General features: G+C 70.3%; 12 protein-coding genes. 1 reads left to right on the top strand and 11 read right to left on the bottom strand.

Annotation, left to right across the window (positions count from 1 at the left end; all coding sequences use genetic code 11):
• A partial coding sequence (locus OFY01_RS21540) for a hypothetical protein (protein ID WP_266602405.1) occupies positions 1 to 201 on the top strand: 201 nt, incomplete at its 5' end.
• Here the strand turns inward: OFY01_RS21540 and OFY01_RS21535 are convergent.
• The 11 genes from OFY01_RS21535 to OFY01_RS21485 form a co-directional block, all read right to left on the bottom strand.
• Complete coding sequence (locus OFY01_RS21535; RefSeq protein ID WP_266602404.1) at positions 198 to 698, bottom strand: hypothetical protein; 501 nt, start codon at positions 696 to 698, stop codon at positions 198 to 200. The genes OFY01_RS21540 and OFY01_RS21535 overlap by 4 nt on opposite strands.
• Before the next feature lie 109 nt (positions 699 to 807).
• Positions 808 to 1,476 (bottom strand): uracil-DNA glycosylase, encoded by a 669-nt coding sequence (locus OFY01_RS21530; RefSeq protein ID WP_266602412.1) that lies wholly within the window; start codon positions 1,474 to 1,476, stop codon positions 808 to 810.
• A gap of 144 nt (positions 1,477 to 1,620) precedes the next feature.
• On the bottom strand, positions 1,621 to 3,129 hold the full coding sequence (locus OFY01_RS21525) for an ABC transporter substrate-binding protein (protein WP_266602410.1): 1,509 nt from the start codon (positions 3,127 to 3,129) through the stop codon (positions 1,621 to 1,623).
• A 215-nt stretch (positions 3,130 to 3,344) separates the two neighbouring features.
• Positions 3,345 to 4,100 carry an SDR family oxidoreductase gene (locus OFY01_RS21520; RefSeq protein ID WP_266602403.1) on the bottom strand — a complete coding sequence of 252 codons (756 nt, stop codon included), beginning with the start codon at positions 4,098 to 4,100 and terminating at the stop codon, positions 3,345 to 3,347.
• A 48-nt stretch (positions 4,101 to 4,148) separates the two neighbouring features.
• Positions 4,149 to 4,910, bottom strand: coding sequence for a 3-oxoacyl-ACP reductase FabG (gene fabG, locus OFY01_RS21515; protein ID WP_266602402.1), 762 nt, complete (start codon positions 4,908 to 4,910; stop codon positions 4,149 to 4,151).
• Between the two features lie 168 nt (positions 4,911 to 5,078).
• On the bottom strand, positions 5,079 to 5,489 hold the full coding sequence (locus tag OFY01_RS21510) for a DUF3037 domain-containing protein (protein WP_266602401.1): 411 nt from the start codon (positions 5,487 to 5,489) through the stop codon (positions 5,079 to 5,081).
• Positions 5,486 to 6,298, bottom strand: a complete 813-nt coding sequence (locus tag OFY01_RS21505; RefSeq protein WP_266602399.1) for a HipA family kinase — start codon at positions 6,296 to 6,298, stop codon at positions 5,486 to 5,488. The genes OFY01_RS21510 and OFY01_RS21505 overlap by 4 nt, the downstream gene beginning before the upstream one ends.
• Before the next feature lie 26 nt (positions 6,299 to 6,324).
• Positions 6,325 to 8,103 carry an RICIN domain-containing protein gene (locus OFY01_RS21500; protein WP_266602397.1) on the bottom strand — a complete coding sequence of 593 codons (1,779 nt, stop codon included), beginning with the start codon at positions 8,101 to 8,103 and terminating at the stop codon, positions 6,325 to 6,327.
• A 177-nt stretch (positions 8,104 to 8,280) separates the two neighbouring features.
• Positions 8,281 to 9,042, bottom strand: a complete 762-nt coding sequence (locus tag OFY01_RS21495) for a carbohydrate ABC transporter permease (protein WP_266602408.1) — start codon at positions 9,040 to 9,042, stop codon at positions 8,281 to 8,283.
• A 68-nt stretch (positions 9,043 to 9,110) separates the two neighbouring features.
• Positions 9,111 to 10,094 carry a carbohydrate ABC transporter permease gene (locus OFY01_RS21490; RefSeq protein ID WP_266602395.1) on the bottom strand — a complete coding sequence of 328 codons (984 nt, stop codon included), beginning with the start codon at positions 10,092 to 10,094 and terminating at the stop codon, positions 9,111 to 9,113.
• A 98-nt stretch (positions 10,095 to 10,192) separates the two neighbouring features.
• Positions 10,193 to 11,446, bottom strand: coding sequence for a sugar ABC transporter substrate-binding protein (locus OFY01_RS21485; protein WP_266602393.1), 1,254 nt, complete (start codon positions 11,444 to 11,446; stop codon positions 10,193 to 10,195).
• Between the last annotated feature and the right edge of the window lie 65 nt (positions 11,447 to 11,511).

Genomic DNA, 11,511 nt, shown 5'->3' with positions numbered 1-11,511 from the left:
GCCTGCCTGCACACCATCGACAAGCAGGAGGCGTCCAACGAGGCCGCGATGGCCGCGTTCGTGTCCGTCGCCCGCCGGGCCCGACGTCTGCGCGCTGGGCAGCCGGTACGGGCGCTGGGACCCGGACAGCCCACAGGCCGAGATCTGCCGGGACACGTACGGGAAATGACCCGGTCCGGGTTCGGGACACGCCCTGGCTAGTCGTCGCCCTCGCCCGCGCCGGGCAGCCCGCCCACCCGCTGTTCGAGCCGGGTGAGGGCGGCGCGCACGCCGTCGCCGTACCCGTCGTCCGCGAGCGCGTGGACCGACTCGCGGGCCCGGAGCAGATGGATGCGCGCGGCGTCCGGCTGGTCGAGCTTGACGTAGTCCGCGGCGAGATTGAGGTGGAGGGAGGGGTAGAGGGCCCGCAGGGCGAGGGAACGTTCGTGCTCGGCGAGGCGTTCGTCGGTGAGCGCGCCCGCCGCCGACAGGGCCCTCAGGTCCCAGGCCAGTTCGTCGGCCGGGTCGTCCTGGGTGTCGGCCATGTAGTGCGCCAGTGTGCAGCGGTGCAGCGGGTCGCCGCCCTCGCCGATCTCCGACCACAGGACGAGGAACCGGTCCCTTGCCTCCTCGCGGTCACCCGCGTGGTGCAGCATGACCACCTGCCCGATGCGGGTCATCATGGCGTCGTCCGCCGCCTGCTCACGCTGCTGTGCCACGGGCTCTCCTCCAGGCTCCCCTGCCGGTCACGGTCTGTCGACGCTAACCGCAGACGTCGGAAATACGGGCCAGGCGCGGCTCCGCGCCCCCGGCCCGTCCGCGCGCCGCTCAGCCGAGGTCGGGGATACGCCAGTCGATCGGCTCGTGGCCCTGGGCCGCCACCGCCGCGTTGATCTGCGTGAAGGGCTGCGAGCCGAAGAACTTGCGGGCGGAGAGCGGGGAGGGGTGCGCGCCCTTGACCACCACATGCCGCTCGGTGTCGATGAGCGGAAGCTTCTTCTGCGCGTAATTGCCCCACAGGACGAAGACGGCCGGGTCGGGCCGGTCGGCGACGGCTCTGATCACCGCGTCGGTGAACTTCTCCCAGCCCTTGCCCTTGTGCGAGTTGGCCTCGCCCGCCCGGACCGTGAGCACCGCGTTCAGCAGCAGGACGCCCTGCCGCGCCCACGGCATCAGATATCCGTTGTCCGGGATCGGGGTGCCGAGCTCGGCCTGCATCTCCTTGTAGATGTTCCGCAGCGACGGCGGCGTCCTCACGCCCGGCCGCACGGAGAAGCACAGCCCGTGTCCCTGCCCCTCGCCGTGGTACGGGTCCTGGCCGAGGACGAGCACCTTGACCTTGTCGTACGGGGTCGCGTCGAGCGCGGCGAAGACCTCCTCACGCGGCGGGTAGACGGGACCCTTCGCGCGCTCCTCCTCGACGAAGTCGGTGAGCTCCTTGAAGTACGGCTTCTGCAGCTCGTCGCCGAGGACGCCGCGCCAGGACTCGGGCAGCATCGCGATGTCGGTCACGTCAACAACCTCCGGGGTACGGGCACATGCACGGCCGCCCGCGCTCCGGCGCGGGCGCGGCCGTTCTTCCACCCCTGAACCTACCGGCGCCCACTGACAACGCCCGCCGCAGGAGCCCGTACGCCCGGCTCACCAGCTGGTCTTGCGGTGCAGCTGCCACATCAGCATGATCGTCGACGGGTCCAGGGCGCGTTCGCCGCCCGCGATCTCGTCGCTGGCCGCGATGTACTGCTTGCCCTGCCACAGCGGCAGCAGCCGCGCGTCGTCCGTCATGATCTGCTGCGCCCTCTCGAACTGCCGCACCACGCTGCCGCGGTCGCTCGCGCGGCGCGACTGCGGCAGCAGCTGTCCGGTGATCTCCGGCGAGGGGTACGGCGTGCCGAGGGCGTTCTTCTCCCCCACGAACGGGGCGATGAAGTTGTCGGCGTCGGGGAAGTCGGGGAACCAGCCGCGGCCGAACACCGGGTACTCGCCGTCGCGGTACCCCTTCTCGTACGTCTTCCAGGGGCGGCTCTTGAGGGTCACCTTGAACAGCTTGGACGCCTCCAGCTGCCGCTTGATCTCGGCGAACTCGGGGCCGGTGGCCGAACCGTAGCGGTCGGTGGTGTACCAGAGGGTGAGCGGTACGGGGGTGGTGATGCCCGCCTTCCGCAGGATCTTCGCGGCCTTGCTCGCGCTCGGTTTTCCGAAGTCGTCGAAGAAGTCGGTGGTGTGGCCGACCAGGCCGCGCGGGACCATCGAGTACAGCGGTTCGACGGTGTCCTTGTAGACGGTGTGCGCGATGGCGCCGCGGTCCACGACCTGCGCGACTGCCCGGCGTACCGGGAGCTTGGCGGCCATCGGGTCCTTGGGGTTGAAGACCAAATAATTGATCTCCATGCCCGCGCCCTCGACGAGCTGGAGCCCCTTCGATGCCTCCTGGTCGTCCCTCAGCCGCACGATGTCGGAGGCGGCCAGGCCGCGGAAGGTGACGTCGATCTTCTTGTCGCGCAGGGCGGAGACCATCTGCGCCGAGGACGTGAAGTAGCGGATCGTCACCGCGTCGTTCTGCCGGTCGGCGAACCCCTTGTAGTGCGGGTTCCTGACCAGTTCGGCACGCTCGCCGTCCTTGTAGGAGCGCAGTTCGTACGGACCCGAACCGGATATCTTCCCGTCGTCGCGCACCGCCTTGGCCGGGTAGTCGTCGGGGTCGACGATCGACATGGCGGGGGTGGCGAGCACGAAGGGGAACGTGGCGTCCGGCTTGTTCAGGTGGAACGTCACGTCCCGGTCACCGCTCGTCGAGACCCGGTCGAGGCTGCCGAGCAGCCCGGCCGGCCCGCCCTTGACGCCGATGGCGCGGATCCGGTCGATCGAGTACTTGACCGCCGCGGCGTCGAGCTTGTTCCCGTCGGAGAACTGCATGCCCGCGCGCAGCCTGCAGTGGTAGACGCGGTTGGCGTGGTCGGAGAAGGAGCAGTCGGCGGCGTCGGACTCCGGCTGGGCGGCGCCGGGCGGGAAGGCGACCAGCGTCTGGTACACGTTGCGGAACAGCTCCCACGAGCCGTCCCAGGAGGCCGCCGGATCGAGGGTGCTCGGGGCGCTGGTCGTCCCGACGACGATCGGTTTGTTGTCGTCCGAGCCGCCGGAGCCGGTCATGCCGCATCCGGCGAGCAGCGCCAGTGAGGCAGCCGCCGCGAGCGGACGGGGGGCAAGCAACCGTTTGAACACGCGCACGCACCTCGATCAGCCATGCCTTGGGAGTCGGCAGACAATATCGCAGTGCCCCGCCCGGGCAACTGCCTGTTCGGGCGGGGCACTTCACGCGCGCGTGGGTTTGTCAGCAAATGAGGGCCGAAGCCCTCTTGCGCGCCTCAGCCGACGCCCGCGTTGAGGAAGATCCCGCCGTCGACGACGAGGGTCTGCCCGGTGATCCAGTCGGCCTGGGACGAGGTGAGGAACGCGGCGGCGCCGCCGATGTCCTCGGGCACACCGAGCCTGCCGAGCGGGTAGGCGGCCGCGGTCTCGGCCTCGCGGCCCTCGTAGAGGGCCTTGGCGAACTTGGTCTTCACGACGGCCGGCGCGATGGCGTTGACGCGCACCTTGGGCGCGAACTCGTGGGCGAGCTGGAGCGTGAGGTTGACCATGGCGGCCTTGCTCATGCCGTACGCGCCGACGAACGGTGAGGCGGTGATGCCCGCGACGGAGGCGATGTTGACGATCGCGCCGCCGTTCTCCTTCTGCCACGCCCTCCAGGTCTGCTGGGCGAAGCCGAGGGCGGAGACGACGTTGGTCTCGAAGACCTTGCGGGCGACGTTCAGGTCGAGTTCGGCGATCGGCCCGAACACCGGGTTCGTACCGGCGTTGTTGACCAGGTAGTCGACACGGCCGAACGCCTCCATGGTGCGCTCGACGGCGGCGGCCTGGTGGGCCTCGTCGTGAGCCTTTCCGGCCACGTGGATCACGCGGTCGGAGCCGAGGCTCTCCACGGCCTCCTTGAGGGCGTCCTCGCCGCGTCCGGTGATGCAGACGCGGTCGCCGCGCGCGACGAGGGCCTCGGCGATGCCGTAGCCGATGCCGCGGCTGGCGCCGGTGACCAGGGCGACCTTGCCCGAGAGTTCTGCGGTCATGTGGGGGTCTCCACGCTCTTCCGGGGGTTTTCCGAGGGCTTGCGGGTCTCAGTTGAGCGGGCCGCCGGCCACGTACATGACCTGGCCGGAGACGAACCCGGCCGCCTCGCCCGTGAAGAACGCGATGGCGTTGGCGATGTCCTCGGGGCGGCCCACGCGCTGGACCGGGATCTGCGTGGCGGCCGCGGCCTGGAACTCCTCGAAGCCCATGCCGACGCGGTCGGCGGTGGCCTTGGTCATCTCGGTGACGATGAAGCCGGGGGCCACCGCGTTGGCCGTGACACCGAACTTGCCGAGTTCCTTGGCGAGGGTCTTGGTGAAGCCCTGCAGACCGGCCTTGGCGGCGGCGTAGTTGACCTGGCCGCGGTTGCCGAGCGCGGAGGACGAGGACAGGTTGACGATGCGGCCGAACTTGGCGTCCACCATGTGCTTCTGGACGGCCTTGGACATCAGGAACGCGCCGCGCAGGTGCACGTTCATGACCGTGTCCCAGTCGGACGCGCTCATCTTGAACAGCAGGTTGTCGCGGAGCACGCCCGCGTTGTTGACCAGGATCGTCGGGGCGCCGAGCTCCTCGACCACGCGGGCGACGGCGGCCTCGACCTGCGCCTCGTCGGAGACGTCGCAGCCGACGGCGAGGGCCTTGCCACCGGCGGCGGTGATCTTCTCGACGGTCTCCTTGCAGGCGGCCTCGTCGAGGTCGAGCACGGCGACGGCGCGGCCTTCCTCGGCCAGTCGGACGGCGGTCGCGGCGCCGATGCCGCGCGCCGCTCCGGTCACGATCGCTACCCGCTGCTCAGTGGTGGACATGCTCTTCGGTCTCCTCGCCCTAGAGGTCGGACGCACCACCCCGCACGGGTGAGCGACCGCTTAGTACCTTGTGCGGGTGACGCTAGAAGCCCTGGCACCCGGTGTCAACGTACCCACCGGGTGCCTCTGATCACTCGGGCGACTCCCGGCCGCCGCGCGCAGGCGGCTTCAGCGCACCAGAAGGTCGAGCAACCGCTCCGCCTCGGCCGCCGGGTCCGCCGTCAGTCCGGTGTGCACGGGGCCCGGCTGCACCACCGTCGAGCGGGGCGCGACGAGCCAGCGGTAGCGGCGCCCGGCGTCGTCGTCGGACGCCTGCCCCGCCGCCGGGCCGCCCGCGCAGTGCCGGGAGATCGCGGCGAGCACGGCACGGACGCCGGCCACGTCGGCCTGCGGATCAAGGGCGAGCAGCCTGCTCTCGTCCAGGTGGGTGAGGGCGGTGACGTACGACCGCGCACGGCAGTACACGACGACACCGGCGTTGATCCGTTCGCCGCGCTCGACACGCGGCACCACGCGCAGCAGGGCGTACTCGTAGACGTCGCGGGTCTCGCGCCCGGCACGGCTGTCGCGCGCGCTCACCGGCCCGCCTCCCGGGTGATCCAGCCCGGCGTCGGCCGGGTCCGTGCCGGGCCGGCGCCGGGCAGGGCGATGCGTTCGTGGACGGTGGCGGCGCGCCGGAAGAGCGAGTCGACGTACGCGCGGCGCACCGCGTCGGGCGTGTCGAAACCGGGCTCGTCGGTCAGCCAGACGTCCGGCACGTCGGCGGCGGCCGCGGCGATCGCCTCCTCGGTCACGCGCGGCGCCAGCTCGGCGGCGGCCGCGGCGACATCGGGCCCGAAGGGGGCCAGGGCGTGGTCGGTGGCGTCGTACGACCGGTCCGCCCAGGCGGCCGCGGTCGGCCAGTTGTGGTGCCAGATCATGCTCGCGCCGTGGTCGATGAGCCACACCTCGCCTTGCTGGACCAGCATGTTGGGGTTGCGCCAGGACCGGTCGACGTTGTTGATCAGCGCGTCGAACCAGACGACCCGCCCGGCCTGCGCCGGGTCGACCGCGTAGGCGAGCGGGTCGAAGCCGAGCGCGCGCGACAGGAACCGCATGCCCAGGTTGGTTCCGCCGCTCGACTTGAGCAGTCCCTGCACCTGCGGGTCGGGCTCGCCGAGCCCCAGGACCGGGTCGAGGTCGAGCGTGACGAGCTCGGGGACGCGCAGCCCGAGGTGGCGGGCGAGCTGCCCGCAGATCACCTCGGCGACGAGCGTCTTGCGTCCCTGCGCGGCTCCGGTGAACTTCATGACGTACGCGCCGCCGTCGTCGGCTTCGACGACGGCGGGCAGGGATCCTCCCTCGCGCAGGGGGGCGACGTAGCGGGTCGCTGCCGCTCGCGTAAGCATCGCCCCAGGTTATACGGCTACCGGGCTCACCTCGCGGTGAGTGTCCACAGGTGGTCGGCGGTGCCGTTGTCGGACCATTGCAGGACCTGCGCGCCGGAGGAGGTGCTCATGTCGTTCACGCCCAGCAGGAGACCGCTGTTGTAGTCGGCGATCTTGTCATGCCCGTCGGCGGCCGGGATGATCTGCCAGAGGTGGTCGGCGGTGTTGTTGTCACTCCAGATCAGAGCGGTGCCGCCGTTGTCCGTGCTCATGTTCCGGATGCCCAGGAGCAGGCCGCTCTTCTGGTTGACGATCTTGTACAGGCCCGAGCCGGCGGGCACCAGGGTCCAGTTCTGGTCGGTGCCCCCGGTGGGCGCGGACTGCACGACCGACGTGCCCACGGCGGTGCCCGCGCCGCTGGTGTCGAGCGCCAGGCCGCTGTTCGCGTTGGTGATGCGGTAGCGCCCGGCCAGCGAGGTGGAGGTGCCGCTGGGGGCGATCACGAGGTGGTAGCCGTCGGAGGCGTTCATCGTCACCGGCACCGTGACGGCACCGCCCGAGACCGTGTAGTCGGCCTCCGAGATGGTGATCGGGCCGGAGGAGGCCGTCGTACGGCCGGCGTCGGGGCTGTACTCCAGCTTGACGTGGACCCTGCCGCCGAAGGCGGGCAGCGAGGAGAGACCCTTGACGGTCACCGCGCAGGAGCCGGTGCAGCCGCCCGCGAGGACGCTGATCCGGTCGCCCGAGCCGTCGAGGGAGGCCAGTCCGTCCATGCCGGTCTGCGCGGGAGGCGTGGTGACCAGCATGTTTCCGGACATCTCGCCGTACCACTTGTACGTCCAGTAGGAGCCGTTGGGCGAGCCGCCGGTGTCGGTGAGGGTGTCGCCGAGGGTGCCGTAGTGGTTCCAGAAGGCGAGTTCGGCGTCGTGGACGCCTGCCCGCTCGAACTTGGCCGCGTAGCCGATGAGGGCACCGGAGTCGCCCATCTCGGCGGGCTTGCCGTACTCCTCGATGGAGATCGGGCGCGGGCTGATGCCGAGCCTCGACTCCAGTGACCGGTAGGCGGCGACGTCCGCGGCGATGTTCTGCGCGCCCTGGAGTTCGTGCCAGGAGATGACGTCGGGGACGGTGCCGTCGGCCTCGGCGTCGGTGAGGAAGGTGGTCATCCGGTTCAGGTTCCACGTCGAGTAGCTCGGCCCCTGGATCGGCGTGGAGGCGTCCTTGGAGCGGACCTCCTTGTAGGTCCGGGCCCAACCGGCGTCGAAGGGGCCCGCGTCCGTGGTGTCCCAGGTCCAGTCGGGCTCGTTCCACAGCTCGTAGGCGGCGATGTCGGTGGCGCCGGAGGACCGCACGGACGTGACCTGCTGATCCACGGCCGACAGCCAGTCGCTCCAACTGACCCATTTGTACGGGAAGTTCGGATACCAGTCCGGCATGCGTACGACTACCTCGGCACCCGCGCGGGCGGCTTTCGGGGCGACGACCAGAGCGTCACCCGCCGGTTTCGGCTCGCCGTTGGGGAGCTGGGAGCCGCCCGGGGCCATCTGAACGAAGGTGTTGGGCCTCAGTGCGCCGACCAGGCCGTCTGCGGGCGTGGCGTCGTCGGCGAGACCGTAGAGGCTGCCGGTGGCGACGTGTGTGACGGGGCGCAGGGTCTGGTCGGCGTCGACGACGAGTGTCGTGGACGAGGTGGGCACGGCCTGGGCGGGCGCGCCCGCGAGGACCACGGCGGCGGTGGCCAGGGCCGTGGTCAGGGCGGCGGCCGCGCGGCGGCCGTGCTTTGCGCCTCGACTGACGGGATTCTGACGGTGACTCAGGTGGAACATCAGCGGCTCTCCTGAAGGTCAGGGCAAAGAGGGTGGCGGACGCGCTTCGGGCGGTGGTGCTGTGCGACGAGTTCTCGACGACGCGACTGGGACGCGAGGAGGGGAGGTGCGGGCGCAGGGGGCAGGTGGGCCCCGGCTTCGGCCGTTGGGCGCCCGGGCGGCCGCGGGCACCGTGCTTCAGTCCTTGACCGCGCCCGCGGTGACGCCCGCGGCCACGTAGCGCTGGGCGAGGACCAGCAGGACGGCTGCGGGGATCGACGCGACGACGGCCGTGGCCATGATCGCGTTCCATTCCTGGTTGTTGTTGCCGATGTACTTGTAGATGCCGAGGGTGATCGGCCGCAGGTCGCCGCCGCCGTCGAGGGTGTTGGCGAAGACGAAGTCGGACCAGGACCACAGGAAGCTGAACAGCGAGACGGTGACGACGGCGTTGCGGCTCACCGGCAGGACGACGGACCAGAAGGTGCGGAAGGTTCCGGCGCCGTCGATGCGGGCCGCGGAGATCAGCTCGCCGGGGATGCCCGACATGAACGCCGTGAAGATCATCACGCCGAAGGGCACGGCGATGGTGGAGTCCGCGATGATCAGCCCCCACCAGGAGTTGAGCAGGCCGAGGTCGAGGAAGATGCCGTAGAAGCCCATCGCCATGACGATGCCGGGGATCATCTGGGCGACCAGGAGGAGGAGGCCGAGCGGTCCGCCGCCGCGGGGCCGGAGCTTGGCCAGGGCGAAGCCGGCCGGTGCGGCGAGGACGAGGGTGAGGGCGACCGTGCCGAGGCCGATGAGCAGGCTGGTGCCCAGGTAGGGCATCTGGTCGTCGAGGACCGCCCGGTAGCCCTCGAAGGTGGGATGCAGCGGGAGCAGATCGGGTGGGGTCTTGCGCATGTCCTGCTGCGGGGTGAGGGACACGTTCAGCATCCAGTACACCGGGAACAGCATCAGCGTGGTGAGCAGGACACCGAGGGCGGTGTTGCGGCGTGAGCGCCAGGCTCCGGCGCGGGGGGAGGTCACGCTTCCTGCCTCCTCTGGACACGGATGTACAGCAGCCCGAAGGCCAGGGCTATGAGGATGAGGATGTTGCCGACGGCCGCCCCGGGCCCGAACTTGGGCAGCAGCGTGCCGAAGCCGAGCTGGTAGGACCAGGTCGCCAAGGTGGAGGAGGCACCGCCGGGGCCGCCCTTGGTCATGATCCAGATCAGGTCGAACACCTTGAGCGTGTAGACGAGCCCGAGCAGCAGTGTGATCGCGGAGACGGGGCGCAGCAGCGGGAAGGTGATGTGCCGGAACTGCTGCCAGGCGCTCGCCCCGTCCAGCGACGCCGCCTCGTAGAGCTCGCCCGGGATGTTCTGCAGGCCGCTGTAGAGGATGACCAGGTTGAAGGGGATGCCGATCCAGATGTTCGCGATGATCACCGAGGTCAGTGCCCAGTGGGGCGAGGTGAGCCAGTCGACCGGTGCGACCCCGGCCAGGTGGAGGGCGTAGTTGACGACGCCCGACTCGCTGTTGAGCATCCACGACCAGGTCGACGCCGACACGATCAGCGGCAGCAGCCACGGGATCAGGAACAGCGCCCGCAGGGTCGGCGCGAGACGGAAGTGCCGGTTGAAGAAGACCGCCAGGGCGAGTCCGGCCGCGTACTGGAACACGATCGACACCAGGGTGAAGACCATGGTGTGGCGCATCGCCGGACCGAAGGTCGGGTCGTCGAGCACCGTACGGAAGTTGTCAAGGCCGGAGAACGGGGCGTCCCCCGCCACGAAGGACCTGACGGTGTAGTCGCGCAGGCTCAGGTCCAGGTTGCGGTAGAGCGGATAGACGTAGAACGCGGTGAGGTAGGCGAGCAGTGGCGCGACGAAGGCCAGTGCGGTCAGCCGGCTTCTGCGGCCCTGGCGACGCCGGAGCGCCGGGAGGCCCTTCCGGTCGTCGAGGCCGGCCGCCCCGGGACGTGCCGGGGACCGCCGTTGGCGGCGGTCGACGCGGGCGAGGGTCATGCGAGCTCCTGAGTGCGGATGGAGATGCCCGGGGCGGGCGCGGCTCGGGCGAGGGGGCCGGGTGTCCTGCGGTGTGCCCCGCACGTGTCGGCCGGTGGTCAGCCGTCGCCCTTGGCGGCGGCCTTCTGCGCCGCGTCGAGGGCGGCCCGCGGGCTCTTGCCGCCGGACAGGGCATCCTGCACGGCGGTCCACATCGACTGCGAGATGGTCGGGTACTTGGTGCCGAGGCCACCGCTGGTCCGGCCGCGGGCCGAGGCCACCGCGGCCACCCACGGCTTGAGCTTCGGGTTCCGCTTGACCTGCTCGGCCTGCACGACGGCGGTGGGTCCGACGTACGCGAGCGTCGTGTCGGTGGGCAGCAGGTTCGCGTCGCTGGTCAGACAGGTGACGATCTTCTTGCTGACCTCGTAGCGCCCGGTGTCCTTCTGCACCGGGACGGTGACGAACTCGCCGCCGGTCGGCACCGGCGCCGAACCGCCGTTGCGCGCCGGGATGCTGATCACGCCGTAGCCGAATCCGGCCTTGTCGGCGTTGCCGAGCTGCCAGGTGCCGTTCTCGCTGAACGCGTACTGTCCGGTGGCGAACTCCTGCCAGCTGGTGGTCTGGGTGTTCTGCAGGACGTCCTTGGGGGCGTAGCCCGCGTCGACCCACTGCTTCCACAGCGACAGCGCGGCGACCGCCTTGGAGGAGTTGAGCCGGGTGAGGTCGGCTCCCGCGCCCCAGAACCAGGGCAGGAACTGGAAGCTGCCCTCTTCCGTGTTGATCGCCGAGAAGGTGATGCCCTTCTTGCCGGCCGCCTTGACCTTCTTCAGGGCGGCCGTGAGCGAGGCCCAGTCCTTGATGGAGGCGGGGTCGACGTGGGCGGCGGACAGGACCTTCTTGTTGTAGTAGAGGGCAAGGGTGTTGGCGCCGATGGGGACTCCGTAGGAGGCGCCGTCGACCGTGGTTCCGGCGTCGATGATGTTCTTCTGGATCGACCCCGTCTTCAGACCGAGTGCGGCGGTCTGGTTGAGGATGCCCGCTTCCACCAGCGTGGAGACCACCGGGTTGTCCACCAGCATCACGTCGGGTGCGTTGCCCTGCTGGGCGGCCAGCAGCGCCTTGTTGCCCAGGTCCGAGGTGTCCATGCCGGTGCGCTTGATCTTGACCCCGGCCTCGGTCCCGCACTTGGTGACGAGCTTGGCCCACGCCGAGGACGCGTCGAACTGCGGGTACGGGTCCCAGAACGTGTACGTCTTCCCGGACGCGCCGGAGGAGTGCAAGGAGTTGGAACCGCCTCCGCAGGCGGTGGCGGAGGCCAGGGTGCCGATGACGGCGAGGGCGGCTATCAGGGTGCGGCGGGCGTTTCTCACGGGTGACCTCGATGTGTCGGGGGGTCGTGCGCAGGCGGTGGGGAGACGGGACGGAGCGGTCGGCA

The sequence above is a fragment of the Streptomyces beihaiensis genome (assembly GCF_026274175.1).
In the GTDB taxonomy this organism is placed as follows: domain Bacteria; phylum Actinomycetota; class Actinomycetes; order Streptomycetales; family Streptomycetaceae; genus Streptomyces; species Streptomyces beihaiensis.
Note: the sequence above shows the minus strand (reverse complement) of the source record. Positions and strands in the feature narration are given on the sequence as shown.